This window comes from Diaphorobacter limosus, assembly GCF_033100095.1.
Taxonomy (GTDB): domain Bacteria; phylum Pseudomonadota; class Gammaproteobacteria; order Burkholderiales; family Burkholderiaceae_C; genus Alicycliphilus; species Alicycliphilus limosus.
This window is the reverse complement of sequence record NZ_CP136921.1, coordinates 3556659-3574650: the sequence shown is the minus strand read 5'-3', so window position 1 is coordinate 3574650 and position 17992 is coordinate 3556659. Positions and strand designations below refer to the sequence as shown.

Genomic DNA, 17992 nt, shown 5'->3' with positions numbered 1-17992 from the left:
TACACGGAAAGTTCATACTTCATTGGGCCGAATGAATATGCGCTCGACAGATGTACACGCCCTGCGAGGCCCCTCGCCCAAAACGAAAATTTCATACGAGCGACAAGCGCGGCAGCTTCTTCACCGTACGCTGCACACTGAAGGCGGCCTGTTTGCGGTCGTTCAATCAACAGTCCGTGTTACCACGTTTCGCAAACGCCTGGTAGCACTGGAACACTTCCTCGGCTCGGAGCAGGAACAACTGACGCGAGAGATGAGTGCTCCGGTCATACCCGCCGCAGAATTTCTGCATCTCCGCTTTCTTCTGCACCTAAAACACCTGCAAACGCTACAACGTCTGCGGCGGGAAGGCATGGCAGGTGAGCGTGCCAAACGCCGCAGCAAGCGTCAAGCACTGGCCGGACTACCGGCCAATTGGCGCATTGCCCTGTGCAAGCGCGCTGTAGGTGGCCGGTACCTGTTCTCGCTCATTGTGTTAGCCCTGACCGGGTGCCGCCCGAGTGAGCTGGTGCATGGCATTGACGTGTGGCGCGGGAAAGACGAAGTCACAGGCAAATGAGCTTGTCAGAAATTTTGTGTGTGAGGCATAGCATGTCGACAAGGAGCATGAATGCCACGCAAGACCAAACCCACCGCTTTGGCGGACCAGGCGGCACAGCCGCAATTTCACATCCCGGCCGAGCTGCTTGACCAGTTGGTGACCGGGCCCATGACGCCGGGCCAAGTCCAAGGGCTGTTCGATCAGTTCAAGAAGTCAATTCTTGAGCGGGCGCTGGGCGCCGAGATGAGTCATCACCTAGGCTATGCGCCCGGCCAAGCCAAGCCCACAGGCGGATCAGCCAACCACCGCAACGGCAAGAGCACCAAGACCGTACTGACCGATGTGGGGGCGCTGCGCATCGATGTCCCACGCGATCGCGAAGGCAGCTTCGAGCCGCAGCTCATTGGCAAGCACGAGCGGCGCTTTACGGGTTTCGACGACAAGATCATCGCCATGTACGCACGCGGCATGACGGTGCGCGAGATCCAGGGTTTCCTGGCTGAGATGTACTCGGTGGACGTCTCGCCCGAGCTCATCAGCCGTGTCACCGATGAGGTGATGGGCGAGGTCACGGCCTGGCAGACACGGCCGCTGGAGGCGATGTACCCGGTGGTGTTCTTCGATGCGCTGCGGGTCAAGATTCGCGAGGATGCGGTGGTGCGCTCCAAGGCCGTCTACCTGGCGCTGGGCGTACTGCCTGACGGCTCGCGCGACATCCTGGGAATCTGGATCGAGAACACCGAGGGGGCGAAGTTCTGGATGAAGGTCTTCAACGATCTGAAGACGCGCGGGGTGCAGGACATCCTGATTGCCGTCACCGACGGCCTCAAGGGCATGCCAGAGGCGCTGGGCGCAGTGTTCCCGGCGACGACGCTGCAGACCTGCATCGTGCACCTGATCCGGGGTGGCCTGGACTTTGCGTCATGGAAAGACCGCAAGGCGCTGGCCGCAGCCATCAAACCCATCTACACCGCGGTGAGCGCCGAGGCGGCCGAGGCCGAGTTGGATGCGTTTGCGGCCGGCCCCTGGGGGCAGCGGTTCCCGACCGTGGTCAGCGCCTGGCGCCGGGCCTGGGACAAGGTCATCCCGTTCTTCGCCTTCCCGCCCGAGGTGCGGCGCGTGATCTACACCACCAACGCCATCGAGAGCGTGAACGCACGGCTGCGCAAGATCATCAAAACGCGCGGCCACTTCCCCAGCGACGAGGCGGCCACCAAGCTGATCTGGCTGGCGCTGCGCAACATCACCGCGGACTGGGGGCGGGCGGCCAACCACTGGAAATCAGCGATGAACCAATTTGCGATCCTCTACGAGGACCGATTTACCAGATCGGGCCAGTAAGATCACCAAGCCGCCTCACGATTGAGTGACGGATTCAACAGCCTCACACACAGAAATCCTGACACTCCCAGGCAAATTGCTGATCCATTTCCGCATCCGGGGCGCCAAGGTCAAAGATTCGCAAGGCCAACCGCTTCGCACGATTTCCTATGACACCAATGATCCTCACCCCTTGGTCGTTGTCGTCAACGAACTGCTGGACACCCAGCCGGAACCACGGGTGTTCGCGCAGGTCAGGAGTGCCGTCAATTTGACCGTAGAGATACGCCGCCTGGCGCACAGCCTGTGGCCCAAGCACAAGCAACCGATCACGGCCTACTGCTTCCGCCACCAGTTTGCAGCCGATCTGAAGGCCAACGGCGATGACGAAGCCACAAGCCGTGGACTGGGGCACATCAGCGCCGAAACTCGGCGCTTGTATGGCACCGCCGGCCAGGCCAGCAAAGGGCACCGCCTTCGTCCTCTGCGGGTTGAAGTCGAACGCCCTGTGAAGCCTCGCCGTCGTGGGCCATGCACAAAGCGGCGTAACGAACCGTCTCAATAAAGCCTACCGTGCCGGACTGCCTTGCAGGCAGTTCGGCACGGCACTCGGCAATGACCTACAGGACTCTCGCCCAAGTCCCACCCCATCTTCAATTTACTCCGCTCAGCGTCACGTACCGAACGCCCGCTCCCTCTACTCGCACAGTCAGATGATCACTGTTTGACACTAAATAGGCGAGCGACTCCGCAAGGGTGAACGGAAACAGCACCGGCTGCAACGGCAGGTTCGAGATCGCCAGGGGCTTGCCCGCGTAACGCAAGGCGGCTTCGATCAGCCATGTCGTGAGTTCATCGCTCTCGACAATGGTTGGAGCCAAACGGATCACGCGCTTACCCTTTTCAACCCGCTCTACAGCACCCCAGCCAGCCTGACTCTGAATGACCATGTTGGTCATCCGGTAGGTGCCTTCGCGCTCGCCATAGGTTTCACTCATCCGCCGGTGGATTTCAGCGGACGCGCAATCGCCTTGCAAGGCGGACAAGCGCCCGATCAGTTCGGTTACCTTGCCGAAGAAGGGATAGGTGGCCACGGCCATGCCCCAGTGCAATGCGGCAACCGGCACGTCAGCATGCGCCTTAAAAATTGCCGCACCGCGATCTGCGTAGTCCACCAATTCGGCGCGCGGCTCCAGCCACAGACGGTTCAACACGGTGCGGGTTTTCGTACGCGCGGCAGCGCCCAGCCCGGCGGCGTCCAGCAATGCCTCCAGGTCTTCGCGTTGCGCTACGCCGGCACGAACTTTCAGCGCAGCCGTCGCCCAATCGAGATGTATGAACCGGTCAAAGCCGATCCGGGGAGCCGACACATTCATCCTTCACCACTCACAGCAGAAACCTTCACAAAAGGAACGATCAATTCCTCCACCGACACACCACCGTGTACCACCACCTGATCGCCGTCGGGTACGAACGCACTGCGTCTGCCTGCGAATAGAGGCGTGAAGTTCGCAGGCAGTCCAGCGATATCCAGGGAAATCGTTCCCGGATACGCCGCCGCCGAATCCGCACGCAACGATTCGCTGCGATACACCCGCACGCGCTCGCCGCGCGACTCAGCGATCACACCCTGATTGGGCCTGCCGACACCCGTAGCATCCACGTTGCCGTGATCCGCCGTGACATAGATGCTGAACCCTTCGCCTAGAAGGAATGCAAACAGCCGCTCGACGAATCCCGTCCGCACCCAGCGATCCAGCCAATACGCCACATCCGCCTTCGATCGCTCGTTATGCAGCCGCTCGTCCACTTCGTCGATCACCATGCCCAGCGCCTTGGGGTTGCGGTTGGTGATCTCGACTTGCAGCGCATCGAGTTGCTCAACTTGGCGCAGCGCGCGCCGGTACATCACATCATTGGGTGCGATGCCACCTTCGTTCTGCCAGAACGCCTTCCACAAGGCTTCTTCCTTGTTGGTGTGATCGATCGAGTCCTCGAACTCGCGTGGCCGCAAGCCGGAGAACAACGCTTGCCGCGACACCGATGTCACCGTCGGCAGCCAGGCGAAAGCCGTGTTTTCGTCGAACGCCAAGGGTTGCTGGCGGGCGATCAAATGCTCCCTGATCCGCACCCACTGGTCGAAAGCCATGCCATCGAACACCAGCAACGCCACCTTGGCTTCGCCCGCGCTGCGACGCTGGCGCAGAAAGCGCGGAATATGGTGCACCATCACCGGGCCTTTGATGGCCGGTTGCAGGATCAGGTCGGCGTAGTGGCGGGCCGCCACCCACGCCTGCAAACGCTCGTCCGACAGCGTCTGAATCGCCTCGACACGATCCCGAATCTTGGCCAACCGTTCACCGCCATCCTTGCCCGGCAAATCGTGAATCCGACTCAACATCTCGCCGTAGCGTTTGGCGAAGTCGCTCCACTGCTTGTGCGCGGAATCTGCGTCCGGCACCGCCAATGCCAATGCCGCGATGCTCTTCTCGGCCAGTGCAAACTGCGACCAAACGTCTTCGACGATGCCTACCCTGACCCAGGCCGGCACCGAGGCAGGAACGCCCGACACGGCCAGTGGATGAAGGCTTCCGTCAAGAAACATCGAATCGATGATGTTGCGCACATCCGTGTGGTCGAACGGAATCTCGATCTGTGCATTGGGTGGCATCAGATCAGACTCGGTAACGCGCCTACCTTCCAGCTTCAGCTTCTCCAGATAGCGATACCAGGCGTCCTGCACCACACGCAGCAGCGCACTTTTGGACGACAGGAATGAAGCCACCGGTTGCCCAGCAAGCAATCCCCTGCCACGCAGAATTCCAGCCACATGCTCGGCAAACGGCACCGGCAAGGCGCGGTTGGCGAAGTGCAGACGCAGCACCTCACGCCAGAAGTCCACCGGGGTACGGATGGAGCGCGGCATCAGCTGATAGACGTGTTCGAGGATGAAGTCTTTCGACTCACCTTCACCGCGCGCCGATTGCAGCTCGCCCTGGTGCGCCGCAAACAGTGCCGCCAGAAACTCAGGCTCTACCTGCCGCACCACACCGTAGGCCAGCTTGGGGAACAGCTCGGCCAGGCTCAACCGCACCTGGCGGGCGTTGCGCACGATGTCCCACGGCAAATCGTCCACGTTATCGCCGCGCAGATGCACGATCAGCGCCGCCGACGGCGCAGGCGCAGTGGAATCCCACGCGGCGCGATAGCGCTCCTCATATTCCGCGCGAAAGCCGAACGGATCGTCGTAGCCCATCAACTCGAAGCCGCGCGTGCGCAGCTCGGACAGCAGTTTTTCGTCCAGCAGCACACCGTCCGGATCGCAGGCCACCCACAGGCGGGAAAGATCCGCCGTGAACAAGCCGAGGATGCGCAGATGCCACGCGCTGGACGTGTTTGTCATGCCGCACCCTCGCAGTTCCGATTGGCTTTGGCATCAATCCGCACCATCGCCACGGCATTCAGTTCAGGCATGGTGGTCTCCATATCATCCAGCACAGCCAGGCGCGCCTCGTGCTCGGTTTGCAGACGGTGGCGACGGAACTCGCGCACGGCTGGCAAGCCGATGCGACCGATAGCCTGAAAACGAGCATCGAATGCGTAGGTCGCGCGATCTCGCTCTTCCTTGATGCGGGCGCGGTGTTCTTCCGCCAGCGCCGCGAACAGGGATTCGCCTTGCGCGCTGGCCACGGCGAATGAGACATCGAACCAGTGCGCCGACTCTTCAGCATCGGCCACGGTCTGCACGGATACGGCTTCGGTCAGCAGCAAGTCCCACACACGCTTGGCGGTGGGCACAAAGGGGCGGCCTTCGTCATTGATGAAGACCGGCAGAAACCGCTTGCGGCTGGCACCTTGCGCACCCAGCGCAATCTCCCACAGCGACCAGACGCCGCTGACCGACTCCGGCAGCCCCGTCACGCGGACAACCGGCAAGGGTTGCCCCGCCACGAAGCGCGGTGTATCGCCAATCAGGGCGCGGGCGCGCGGGTCTTCCAGTGTCAGCCACTGCGCAGCCGGGTTTTCATCCGCCGTGCGTGCGTCGAAGCACACCTGCGGCGACTCCGCACCGTCCGGCCAGCGCACGCGCCAGATGTCGCCGTTGCCACCGATATCGCCGTTTTTGCTGGCCGCGCCGCCGCGCGCCGCCAGGCCGTTGACGATAGCGCGTTCCAACCAGAACTGCGCCGGGTGGTCGCGCCAGCGGCGCGCTTCACCGGCATCCAGATCGTGCGGCATGGCCAGCAGGTCGCTGTGCGCGCGGGAGTCTTCCAGCGTGGTGCGCAAGGTCGATATCACGTTGTCTGTTTCCTGCTCAATGGCTTCCGGGTGTTGCAGGCTCCGCACGAACAACTCGTCGAACACCGGCTCCACTTCCGCCGAATCCATCACGTCCGCCGCCTTGTCCACGCCGAACTCCTCGGCGATGACGGCGAGCTTTTCCTCCAGAACCTGCCGCACGCGGTGCTCCACCGTATCTTCCAGCACAAAGTTCAGCGCACGCACGACGTGCTTTTGACCGATGCGATCCACGCGTCCAATGCGCTGCTCGATGCGCATCGGGTTCCACGGCATGTCGAAATTGACGATGACGTGGCAGAACTGCAGGTTCAGCCCTTCGCCACCCGCGTCGGTGGAAATCAGCACGCGCGCGTCCTGCGCAAACCGCTGCAAGGTGCGTGTGCGCGCTTCCATGTCCATGCTGCCGTTGAGCGTGGCCGCCGCAAAGCCACGGCTTTCAAGGTAATTGGTCAGCATCGCCTGCGTGGGCACAAACTCGGTGAACACCAGCACCTTGAGTAGTGGGTCGGCTTCTTCCTGTTGCAGCTTGTAGATCAGCTCCAGCAGGCTCTCAGCCTTGGCATCGGTACCTGCCGCCTCAGTCGAACGCGCCAGTTGCAGCAGCGTTTCCACCTCGGCCTTCTCGCGCTCGAAGCCCTCTGCCTGCAAGGCCAAGTCCACTTGCGCTTCACCGTCCAGCTCGGCCCAGTCTTCAGCGCTGACTTGCTCAAACAGGCGCGCCTGCGTCTGCGGCGTGTCCAGCACGACTTGGCGCTTTTCCAACGTGGCGCGAATCGCCGCCGTGCTGGATGTCACCAGCCGCTGCATCAAAATCATCAGAAAACCGACGTGGCGCTGCTTGGCCGCCAGCGCCTGGTTGTAGCCGTGGCGCACATAGTCGGTCACCGCCTCGTACAACTGCTGCTGTGCCGCGTGCCGCGCCTGCCACGCCACCGCGTGCAAGCGCGTGAGTCGGGGCCGAAAAAGCGGCTGGCCTTCGGTATTGATGGCGGCGCGCTTTTCGGTGCGGATCACGAAAGGCTGCACGCGCTCGCGGCTGACACTGCCTTCATCCGGGAAAGCGTCCCTGTCCAAAAGCTGCATCAGGCGCATGAACTGATCGGTCTTGCCCTGGTGCGGCGTGGCCGAAAGCAGCAGCAAATAAGGGGAGGCTTCGGCCAGTGCCGCGCCCAGCTTGTAGCGCGCCACCTGTTCGGTGCTGCCGCCCATGCGGTGCGCTTCGTCGATGATGACCAAATCCCATGCCGCCGACACCAAATCTTCGAAGCGTTCGCGGTTGTAGGTCTGAAGTTGTTCCAGAGTCCAGCCGCGCCGCGCTTCCAGCGGCTTGACCGAATCCAGCGCGCAGATCACTTGATCGTGCATCCGCCACGGGTTGTCTTCGGCATCATCTTCGCGCCACTGGCGCAAGGCGGCCAGCGCGGCAGGTTCAACAAAGTGGAACGGCTCGCCAAAGTGCGAACGCATTTCCGCCTGCCACTGGCGTACCAGCCCCTTGGGCGCCACCACCAGGATGCGCTTCACCCGGCCACGCAATTTCAACTCGCGCAGCACCAAACCGGCCTCGATGGTCTTGCCCATGCCCACCTCATCGGCCAAGAGGTAGCGGATACGGTCGCGACTGATGGCGCGGTTCAGTGCGTAGAGCTGGTGCGGCAGCGGCACCACGCTGGACTGGATCGGCGCCAACAGCAGGTTGTCCTCCAGTGCATCCAGCAGCTTGGCTGCCGCCGTGGTGTGCAGAATCTGCTCCACACTCGGGCGCACGCTTTCCAGCGCGGCCAGGTCAAGCGCCCGAGCGCGCACCACCGCGTCCTTGGCGGGCAGCCACACGCGGTAGGCCACGTCGCCCCACACGCCATGCCGCTCGATCACCCGGCACGGCGATGCCAGCCGGGTGAACCAGCACCAATCGCCGATGGTGAAGTCGCGCCTGACTTGCGTCATTGGCCCACCTCATCGCGCAGCACTTCGGGGGTGACTTGGCCCCGACTTAGTCCCAGATACGTCCTTGGTTAGCATGACGACATCAGCTCCCTACGCTTACCAAGCGACGCAAACCATCACGCAGCTTGCCGAAGCTGGGCGAAACATTGCGCTCCGGCTCTAACAAAGGGCCAATCCTTTCCGCCCACTCGCATTTGATTTGGCCCGGCAACGGCCATCCCGCCTTTTTTATCGCAACGGAGCCGCCGGGATAAATAGCATCGGCCAGCAGCTCCCACGTCCCGCAAACACTGTCCTGGGTGTAGCGTTGCAGCACATCGACCTTGGCTTTCGGGTAAGCCATGGTCAGCGCCTGCCGGTCGCCAAAATACCAGGCTTCCATTTCTTCGATGGCGATACGGAACAATGTGTTCGGCCCGGCGTTGCTGCTCGCCGCCAACGCTTTCAGCTCCACCAGAAAATCCGCGCAATCGCGCCGGTCGGAATCCAGCACCACCACCACGGCATCAATGCCGGGCGTCTTGCCATAGCCGCGCAGCAGCTTGGGTAGCTGATCGAGCAAAATCCGTTTCGCCGGGTCACCCCCTGCGTTCAGATTTTTCGGGATGCGCCCAATGCCTTTGTACGCATGGGTACGCCAGGTATGCGGCTCACCTTGCGCACCGAACAGCTTGGGCAATAGCGCTTCGAGCAGCTTCTCACCGGAAGCATCTTCCACCAATACCTCGATGTGCATCACTCACCTCGCATCGAGATAGTCGCTGTACCACAGCCCGCCCAACGGCAAACCTTCGGCCACCAGATTCGTGACCACTTCCAACTCAGATGCCCGGCGAATGGCGGAAAAACCGTCCGCGCCCTTCTCCAGAATCCACACCTCCTCTGGCGACAAGGCATCCACAAAATACGGCTGGTGTGTGGTCACGAAAACCTGCGGCGCATTTTTCTTGCCCGTGGCATGCGTGCGAAATTCCTGCGCAAGCGCCTCCAGCAGCTTGTGATACAGCCCGTTCTCCGGCTCCTCGATGCAGATGAAGGGTGGCGGGTCAGGGTCTTCCAGCAGCAACAGGTAGGCAAACATTTTCAAGGTGCCGTCGGACATCTGCTGCGCAAAAAACGGGTCGCCAAACGCGCCATCGTTGAAGCGCAACAGCACGCGCTTGTCGTCCGTCACCTTGGTGTCGATCTTCGCAATGCCCGGAATCTTGCTGGCGATGCGATCCAGAATGCTTTTGAAGCGATCCTTGTGCTCGCGCTCCATGAACTGCACCACGTTGCCGATGTTGTCGCCATGCACATTCAAATGCCGCTGCGGCCCCGCCGTGGGCAGGCTGCGTGCGGCATCGGGATAGAAATACGAGAGATACCAGCCTTTAAGGAAGTCCCGAAATTTGCCGATGCGCGGATGCTCTTTCAACGTCCCCAGGGTCGAAATCCCCAATTCACGCGGGTCGGTCAGCTCCACCGGGCTGCTGGCATTACTTTCCTCCTGCTCATCGCCCACCGCTTCCTCACCAGCCCACACCGTTCCCTTGCCATGCTCCAGCCGAAGAAAAGGAAAGGGGCGGCCACTCTTCAACCCCTTGCGCCGTTGCTTCAGTACCTCTGACAAAACAAAAGGTCGGCCACTGCTGTCCAGATCAATGGCCAGCTCGTAGCTGATGGGCCGCTCGTTCTGTGCCCCACGGTAGTAAATCTCAAAGCAGATGGGTTCGGTCACGCCCCTGGATCGCATGCGTTCAAAACCACCACGCTGCTTCATATCGCAGGCTGTTTCCACATCCGTCGCCAGGCAATCGGCCACAAAGCCAAAGGCATCGAACAAGGTGCTTTTGCCCACGCCGTTCTTGCCGATCACCACCGTGAATGGCGTCAGTGGGTCGCCCACTTGCTCCCCGGACAGCTTCCCCAGGGTCACATCGCGCAGCGCACGGAAGTTCTGTACCCGAAACCCTTCGATGATGGCCATGTCAATTCTCCTCGCTGCGCGTCAGCGCCATGTCGTACAGGGTGAGCAGCTTTTCGTCTTCCTGCAGGGTTTCGTCCGGCAGCTTGTTGGCGATGGCGAGGATGGTGGCGTAGTCCTTGCCCGCCCACGCGGCGCGGAACCCGGCGCGCAGCACTTCCAGCCGCGATTCCTTGATCTTGCGGCCGGTGAACGTCTTGTACTGCTCGAATTCCTTGAGCAGTGCCTTTTCGCGCTTCTTCTCCAAGTCCTGCGCCTTGTTCGGGTCGGGCACGTACCAGCGGTCTTGTGCCTTGGCGACCAGGCGCGGGTCGGTTTTCTCCAGCCCGCGCAGGTCGTGGTAGTTGGTGGACAGGTAACGGTGAATCTGGCTGGGCACCTCGCCTGCGCCCTCATAGCGCAGAAAGTTGGCTTCCAGCAGTGCCGAGAGTTCCGGGCGGGTTTCGTGCTTCTTCCAGCCTGCGCCCAGTTGCTTGATGAACTCGGGGTGGATGTCCTGATAGGTGGAAGGCCGCGCCTTCAGGTAATCCGCCGCCCAGTCGATGGCGCTGCGCTCGTCACTGACGAACAGCTCCATCTGCGGCGCTTGCGCCACTTGCGCGCGCTTCTTGTCGTACTCGGCCACTTGCTCGGCCAGAAAGACCATGCCGTCGCGCTCGGGGAAGCGGTTGCGCAGGCTGGACAGGAACTCATCGGTGGACAACGGCACCGGCGCGTCGTGGCGCACGAACCACGCGACCATGCGGTCATAGATGCGGCGCGGATCGCGCTCGATGATGAACTCCAGCTCGCCGCTCTTCACCTTGGTGACGGATAGTTGCCGCAGATGTGTCTGTACGAAGTCCCACGCCGACTCGACCGTCGCGCCACTCTTTGTGAAACGTTCTTCCAGCCCGCCGTTGGGCTTGTAAACGGAGATGACCAAATCCTGCTTGACGGTGTTGGGCGACATGACTTGCTGGAAGCTGCCTTGCACTTTGTCCAGTGCCGTGACTTCAGCCACGACGAAGCCGGTCTGCTGCAAAGCCACCTGGATAGCATTCCATACCGATGCCTTGCTGTTGGAAAAAACCACCGTCATCCAGCGACCCGGCTTGAGTACGCGGAAGTATTCGGCGAAGCAGCTATACATCAGGTGCTGGTATTCAGGGATGCCCTTTTGTCTGACACGATCGACGATGGCTTCCGGTTTCGGATCAGTTTTGACACCATGCCATGATTCGACAAGGAAGTTCAAATCCGAGTAGTAGATGTTTTCGCCGAATGGCGGATCGGTGAAGATATAGTCGATGGAAGCATTTGTCAGCGGCAAACGTGTCGCAGTGCCGGTATTGATGATCGCATTGCCGGAATGGGTGCTGAAATTCCGGAAAGCCTTGATGAGTCGATCCAGTTTGTTGTCCAAGTTGTACCAAGGACTGCATTCAGAAGTCTGTGACGCAACATAGTAGACACCAGACAACATGCGATTGACTTGAGAAAAGTGCGACGGGCTGTATCGATTGAGAATGGAAAACCCTGCAATCGCTTGCTCAACCATGAACAGCAACATGCTCCTAGTACGCGGCTCGGCATTTTTCTTGGCTTTGCTCCAAAGCAGCCCCATCGCCTGCGCCGCACGCGGAAGGAACATGAAGTGGATGGCCGCAGAGTTGGTTGTCTTCATCCGGCCCACCCGTGTCATCTGCATATCCGGAAAGCGATCCACCGGCAGGTCTTTTGGCAGCGGCAGCGCCGCAATTTTGGCGATTCGCTCCAAGTCGGCCTGATCCGGCTTCTTGGTGTAGGCCGTTCTACCCAGCTTGTATGTGATGAGCGACGGCACGCGCTTCGGGCGTTTGTCGGGCTGCCCAGTCGCCGGGTCAATGAAAGTTTCGAATTGCAGATCCATCTGCTCTTTCTTGGCCTGCGCGCCGCAATGCGGACAGGTCAGCAGATCCGCAACTGCTTTGGTTTCCTCATCCAATGCAGCATCAGTGAACACGATTTCGCCCGCGCACGAAGGGCACGCCAGCACTTCGCTCCAGACCGTGTAGTCAATCCGCACCACCGTCTTGCCATCGCTGTGCAGCGTCTCGTACATCCAGCCGATGTCCTGCTCCAAATCCTTGAGCAATTGCTTGCCGGCCTTGGCGAAGGCGTCCACATCGAAGGGAATGTTGTAGTTGGCGCCGATGAAGGTGGCGGCGGGCGACAGGTCGTTGAGCACCGCGCGGCGCGCACCCCACTTAGGCGCAGTGCGGCCTTCCTGTTTCCACGCCTGTTCCAGCTCAAAGCGGTAACTGGTGGGTGCCGTGCCGCACCACTGCGCGGCCACGCCGGTCATGCCGGAGCCGGAAAAGCCGTCCAGCACCACGTCGCCCGGCTGGGTGTAGTGCAGGATGGACGGCACGATGGCCAGGTGCGGCACCTTGGTGTGGTAGCTGTGCGCCTTGTAGATGGCGTCGGTCTTGCCGACGCTCACGTCAATCGCCAGCGGCTCGCGGCTGTACTTCACCGCCGGGTCGTAGGGCTTGCCGTAGTGCGCCACAAACTCCGCCAGCCACGGGTTGGGGCAGGCGGTGTAGTACGGCGGGTCGGACATGGCGAGGATGGCCGCGTCCGTACCCTGCGGGAAACCTTCTTGCTGTCGGAAGGCCGGGTCTTTAAGCCTTTTTGCCAGCAAGCCCAGGTAGTACGTGCGCCGGGCGCTATCATTTTCGAAGGTTTGACCGAGGCATTCGACGGGGTCGATGGTGGCTTCGCTAGTATGAAAAAAGTCGCTCATGTGCCTGTCTTATTTAGTCTTCGCTAGCTGCAAGTCGCTGCTGTAGCGCGGGATATGCGTAGTGGGAAGAAGCATCCCGGCTGGATAACATTCGGGCATTTATAAATGCCTGCCAATGGGGGCGGGACTGCGCCAAAAGACTCCGCGTGGCATCGAATACAGTTTCAAGAATTGCAGACGTTCCACTGGCGCCCCAGATTTGATCGTTTTCCTGGACTGCCTCAAGCATGACCCTTACGTCATCCGCATTCATCAACGGCGCAAGGGGGATCATCAATACCCGCCCACGCTGCTCGGCAGCTCGCCAACCACTGGCATCGCCATAAATTCGGATAGCCTGAGTAATGAACTCACGCCTTGGTATTTGAGAAATGATGCCGATCTGAACGTCTTGCTCAAAAGACTCAAATCGACCGACCAAGATAGAGGCCAATTCGGGGATGGCAAACGCATCGAAGGCCGAGTGTTTCTTGAGGGTTTCGGCATCGGCATCTTGAAGCAGCCTCCTGAATCGAATGCGCGTCGGCTCCGGCGACCACTCCCACAAGCGGGTATCGCACTCGACAAAGGCGCTGATGCTCAACAGCAGCGCATCGGGGATTGCGTCGAACTTGCGTGCAACGTGATCTTTGGCAGTTTCATCGTAGATCGCCGTTTTTGCTTTGGCGATCTCCCGCAGCGTTCGGGCAACCTGGTGTCGTTGCCCCATGTATTGAGCGGCCTCTCTGCCGAAAGGCGCGCTCAGCAGCGATTTGATCAAATTGACGACCATCACGTCCTTCGCGCGGTCGAGATACTTGGCGCGAACAAACGTGCCGATGCTTTCCTCATCCACCGGAAACGACGGGCTCAGCAGATCGGCATGGAAACGCTCAATCGCGCTCTTGCCTTGCAGCGGCGCATTGACGAGCAGATGCTTCAGCGCATGGGTAATGTGGGTGCGCACCAGTTCCGGTGTCGGCTGGAACAGGGCGTCTTCCGAGGCGAAGGCTGGATGCGCGCACAGATGTCTGTCCTTCTGTAAACGACTCAGATCCTCGAACTCGTGTGGAGCGAAGAGTTGGAGTTTTTCATTTGCCGTGGTCAGTACTACAGACTCTATGGCCTGCATTTTTTTCACATCGCGGCTCTGTATCGCGCACTCGATATCCTGCACAAACGTGGTGGCTGCGGCATCCCCATGCGCAGACAACTCCTTGGCTTTGGCGATGATGTCGTAGTCCACCGCGATCCATGTAGAGACAATTGCGGATCGCAATGCCCCACCGCGATAGGCCGAAAGAGCCTCACCAACGAGCCTTTTCGACTCGGGGTCGCGCACGGCCAGCGCCAGCGAATCGATGTCCGTCAACCCTTGACCTACAAGGGCGCTCATTCCTGCTCTCCAGCCGAATCTACGGTCTGCTGCTCGGCGTACTTCTTCATGCCATTACGCAGAATCTCAAGGAATGTGTGATTCCTGCGTTCTGCATCAGCCACGATCGCATCGAAAGACACAACAAAAGTCGGTGTTGGAACAATCCGCCCATCAGGGTGCGGCGTCTCGAATTCCTGATAGTAAACCTTGCCCTTCGAGAAGAATGGCGTCCACTTAAATTGTCGCAATCGAATGGCCGTGGCATCATTGATGTTCATGATTGCGTAGTACCAGACCCTTTGGATATTCGGGCAATATGCCACCAACTTCACAGCTCGATCAAGCAATTGATTAACAGCGTAGAAGTTGTCTTTCTCTTCGTCAGTTTTCTTTTTTATTTCAACCACCACCACATCGACTGGCGCTGCATCGCTTGGATTAGCCGAGAATATCATGGCAATATCTGGCCTACCTGTATCACCCACGCTTTCATCATCCAAGCGTATGGCATTGATTACAACATTCATGCTCTTCTCGCTCAGAATCGTGCGGAACACCATGAACTTGTCGTCTAGCAACCAAGCATTGTTCTGGTAAATTTCAGAAGACAAAGTGTCTTGCGAGAACTCCTTGAACCTTGGAACGATCAGATTGTGTATATCGGCTTCGGCGTTATCAGCCGTCATTGCTTTCATTCGACCAATGATCTTTTCGCGGTACAAGATGTACTCTGTCAACGTGCGAGACGAAAGTTCCAGCGATTTTTCATATGCAGCATCCGTCAGCATTTCACATTGCAGCACCTGTTTCTGAGCCTGAAAAAAGCGTTGCTGCGCGACATCCAAGGCATCATCTCGCTCAATCAGGCCAACGGTATCGTCCTCAAAGTAGCCCAGAAGATGCGGGAACTTCTCCTCAAATGTTTCTTTTACCTTTTTGTTCTTTTCTGTGATCTGGGGAATCTTGTCCGCTAGCACCTTGCCAACTTCCCGACGCAAAACGCGATAAAGACTTGCCACCGGCAAACCTTCTGGCAACACCAGCTTCTGGCGCGAGCTGTCGGCATTGGAATGGAACATCTCCGACTCGAACAAAAAGACACCAAGATAGCCCGCGGGAAAAGATGAAGGCGATATCAGACTTACCGGTATCGTCCGCCCATCAATACTGAAGGCAATGAGCAGGCTTCCTTTGCCCGACACCGGCTCGACGTGATAGTGCATGTCAATGGTTGAGAACGCGTCCAGAGAATCATCCTGGATGGCGATCTTGGTCATTGAAGGCAACTCATCTGGCGTTATCGCAACTTCGTGCGGAAAGAACTCTTTCTGCGCGTTGCTCTCAATGGTCTTCAGGCTGATTGAAATCTTGAACGCCTTGTCATCACGCTTACGCGCGTCAAGCGTCGGGAGGAACTGCTCGATCAATAGTGGCTTGATGGCATCCGGCTTCAGATCGTCATAGGACTTGACGCGCGCTCCGGTAAAGCCAGTGAAAGTCAGCGTCGTCTTGGCATCCTGCGCCTGCTCAATTTCTTGGAGCGGCGCGTTGCCATCAAAACCCTCTTTGAAGACGAATTTCCTCTGCCACTTGTCTCGCGTGCTGACAACTTCAACGCGATCAAAATAGTTGAGAAACACCAGGCGACCAATGCCCTTGTGGAATTTATCCCTTGGCTTCAACAAGGTTTTGAAGCGATCAAAGTTTTCTTCGGTAAATCCATCGCCGTTATCAGTAACGGTGATCTTCAGCGTGTCCGGCTTGTCGTATGCCTGCACATCAATATCAATGGACACATCCGTAGCACTGGCATCCAGCGCATTGGCCAATGCCTCGAAATAAACCAAGGCCAATGATGGATTGGGAAAGAACAGCCTTATGGCGCCAGAGGTTTCAATGTCCATGGTCTTCGTTCTCCGGTTGGCCTGCGGCCTGCTGTTGTTCGTGCAGTTGCTTTAGCTTCACACCTGCTTCGGTCAGCACATACCGCTGGGCAGGCGAAGTGGGCTTGTCCGGCACGGTCATTTTCAGAATCCCGCCCGCCAGCAGCGGCTCCAGATGCTGGCGCTTGAAGAAGGCGCGCTGCTTGTGGCCGGTGCGCCCCATCAGCTCGGTAATGGAACGGGGCGCGTCGGCAAAGGCCACGATCTGCCACTGGATGGCGGACAACTGCACAAGTGACTGCACAAGCTGGGCGCGCCCAGAGGCAGCTTGTGCAGTGGCTTGATCGGTGGCTTGTGCAGTCGCGTCGGTTGCCGCAGTTTCCGAGCCAAACCGTTGATTTTCTTCGCTATTTGCAGCCTGTTCGGGCGCGACGGGCAGAAAACGGGCGCGCAGGTGCTCGGCCAGAACGAACACGTTGTCGCTTCCGCCCTGCGCCACCAGCAGGGCTTGTACGGTGAGCCGCTGCGCAAGCTGGCGGGCGTCCGCACCAGACAGGCCGGTGAGCGCCTTCACGTCGGTCAGGTCGATCTGGCCCTTGCGGGTGAGGTAGGCGAAGACGTCGGCTTCCTGTGCGGACAGGTGTGCGCCCAGCTTGGCCTGCGCCAGCAGCTGGGCTTCGGTGATGAGTTTCTCCTTGCGCAGACGAAGGCGGAAGCTTTTTTCGGCCTTGTGGTTTTCGATTTCCGGCGGCAGGTAGCCCAGCTTGCGCCAGCCGTCGAAGATGGCGCGCACGCCGGTGCCGCCTTGGTCGGACAGGCCAATGCGGCGGAAGGCGCTGACGATGCTGGGGTTGCGCACTTCCTTGTCGCCGGGGTCGAGCAATTGCTCGCGCGAAGCGAAGGCATCGCCAGGGTTGAAGAACTCGGTCTGGTCGCGGAAGAAACGGATCACCGGCACGCGGGTGGTGTCGCCAAAGTCCTGATGGATGAGCAGGTTGATGGCGGCTTCGCGGAAGGAGATGTAGTCTGGCGGGTCGTCGTCGCGGCGCATCGTGGCCGCGTCCACGCCGAACGGACGCTCGCTGTGGCGGAAGTAGAACTCGACAATGGCCTGCCACGCCTTGATGAGGTTGTCTTCCACGGTGATGCGGTCGGCCCAGCGGATGGCGGAGTCGTACTCGGCGCTGGCATTGCGGTAGAGCTGCACGTCCACCGCCATGCGTGGCAGCACCTGGCGAACATATTCGCCGCTGCCCAGCACGAGGATGGCGGCGCGGGTGGGACGCAGCACGCCGCCTTGCTCAACCAGGAAGCCCCAGTTACGCAGGAAGGCGGTGTCATCGGCTGCGGTGTCCCCGCCGGGGTTGCTGGTGGCGAAGCGCGCGCGATACCAGCGCACGGTGGCTTCGTCGAAGCAGCGGCTGGTGTCCACGTCCAGCGGCTCGGCATCGAAGCGGATGTTCGATGCGTCACGGATGAAGCGCAGCAGTTCGTCGCCGGTGCAGGTGTCATCGCGACCACCCCGGCGGATGTGGGCTTTGCGCGGATTGCGCTCCAGATACACGGGTTTTTCGTTGCGCTGGGCTTCGGGCACATAGAAGGCAAGAACCGTGCCTTCAGCCAAGGCATGAACCGAGCCGTTGATGGGCAGAAACACGCTGATCTTGTTCTGGTCGCGCACCCAGCCAAGGAAGGTGTTTTGGACTTCGTCGGCATTGGTGACGCCGGTGACGGTGAAGGTGCCGTTGGCCTGCTTGACGCCGAACACCAGGTGCCCGCCCGATGTGTTGGCAAAGGCACTGACGGTTTCCAGCGCATCGCGGGGCGCAGCCCACGACGCTTCCTTGAATTCGATGTCGCTCCATTCGATGGACTGGAGCTTGGCAAGCAGTTCGTCTCGGGTCATGGC

The 17992-nt window shown here is 59.8% G+C and carries 12 protein-coding genes; 2 read left to right on the top strand and 10 right to left on the bottom strand.

Annotated elements, in window-relative coordinates:
- The first annotated feature begins 31 nt into the window (after positions 1-31).
- Both P4826_RS17115 and P4826_RS17110 read left to right on the top strand, forming a co-directional pair.
- Positions 32-559, top strand: a complete 528-nt coding sequence (locus P4826_RS17115; RefSeq protein ID WP_317701560.1) for a hypothetical protein — start codon at positions 32-34, stop codon at positions 557-559.
- A 51-nt stretch (positions 560-610) separates the two neighbouring features.
- Positions 611-1882, top strand: a complete 1272-nt coding sequence (locus P4826_RS17110) for an IS256 family transposase (protein WP_047350851.1) — start codon at positions 611-613, stop codon at positions 1880-1882.
- 43 nt (positions 1883-1925) lie between these two features.
- On the opposite strand, the gene P4826_RS17105 is transcribed toward P4826_RS17110, so the two are convergent.
- The 10 genes from P4826_RS17105 to P4826_RS17060 all read right to left on the bottom strand — a co-directional run bounded on the left by P4826_RS17105 (position 1926) and on the right by P4826_RS17060 (position 17989).
- Positions 1926-2333 (bottom strand): hypothetical protein, encoded by a 408-nt coding sequence (locus tag P4826_RS17105; protein ID WP_317701559.1) that lies wholly within the window; start codon positions 2331-2333, stop codon positions 1926-1928.
- Positions 2334-2514: 181 nt separating this feature from the next.
- Complete coding sequence (locus tag P4826_RS17100; RefSeq protein WP_317701558.1) at positions 2515-3237, bottom strand: hypothetical protein; 723 nt, start codon at positions 3235-3237, stop codon at positions 2515-2517.
- Complete coding sequence (gene pglZ / locus P4826_RS17095) at positions 3234-5264, bottom strand: BREX-3 system phosphatase PglZ (RefSeq protein ID WP_317701557.1); 2031 nt, start codon at positions 5262-5264, stop codon at positions 3234-3236. Before pglZ ends, P4826_RS17100 begins: the two co-directional genes overlap by 4 nt.
- A complete protein-coding gene (locus P4826_RS17090; protein WP_317701556.1) occupies positions 5261-8110 on the bottom strand; it encodes a helicase-related protein in 2850 nt (949 codons plus the stop codon). Before P4826_RS17090 ends, pglZ begins: the two co-directional genes overlap by 4 nt.
- Before the next feature lie 82 nt (positions 8111-8192).
- Positions 8193-8846, bottom strand: a complete 654-nt coding sequence (locus tag P4826_RS17085) for a DUF4276 family protein (protein ID WP_317701555.1) — start codon at positions 8844-8846, stop codon at positions 8193-8195.
- A 3-nt stretch (positions 8847-8849) separates the two neighbouring features.
- Entirely contained in the window at positions 8850-10079 is a 1230-nt protein-coding gene (locus tag P4826_RS17080) for an AAA family ATPase (RefSeq protein ID WP_317701554.1), read from the bottom strand.
- Position 10080: 1 nt separating this feature from the next.
- Positions 10081-12843, bottom strand: a complete 2763-nt coding sequence (locus P4826_RS17075; protein WP_317701553.1) for a DNA methyltransferase — start codon at positions 12841-12843, stop codon at positions 10081-10083.
- Between the two features lie 13 nt (positions 12844-12856).
- Positions 12857-14218: a hypothetical protein gene (locus tag P4826_RS17070; RefSeq protein ID WP_317701552.1), complete on the bottom strand. Its 1362-nt coding sequence runs from the start codon at positions 14216-14218 to the stop codon at positions 12857-12859.
- Positions 14215-16104, bottom strand: coding sequence for an ATP-binding protein (locus P4826_RS17065; RefSeq protein ID WP_317701551.1), 1890 nt, complete (start codon positions 16102-16104; stop codon positions 14215-14217). Before P4826_RS17065 ends, P4826_RS17070 begins: the two co-directional genes overlap by 4 nt.
- Positions 16094-17989, bottom strand: coding sequence for an RNA-binding domain-containing protein (locus P4826_RS17060; RefSeq protein WP_317701550.1), 1896 nt, complete (start codon positions 17987-17989; stop codon positions 16094-16096). The genes P4826_RS17065 and P4826_RS17060 overlap by 11 nt, the downstream gene beginning before the upstream one ends.
- Positions 17990-17992: the final 3 nt, after the last annotated feature.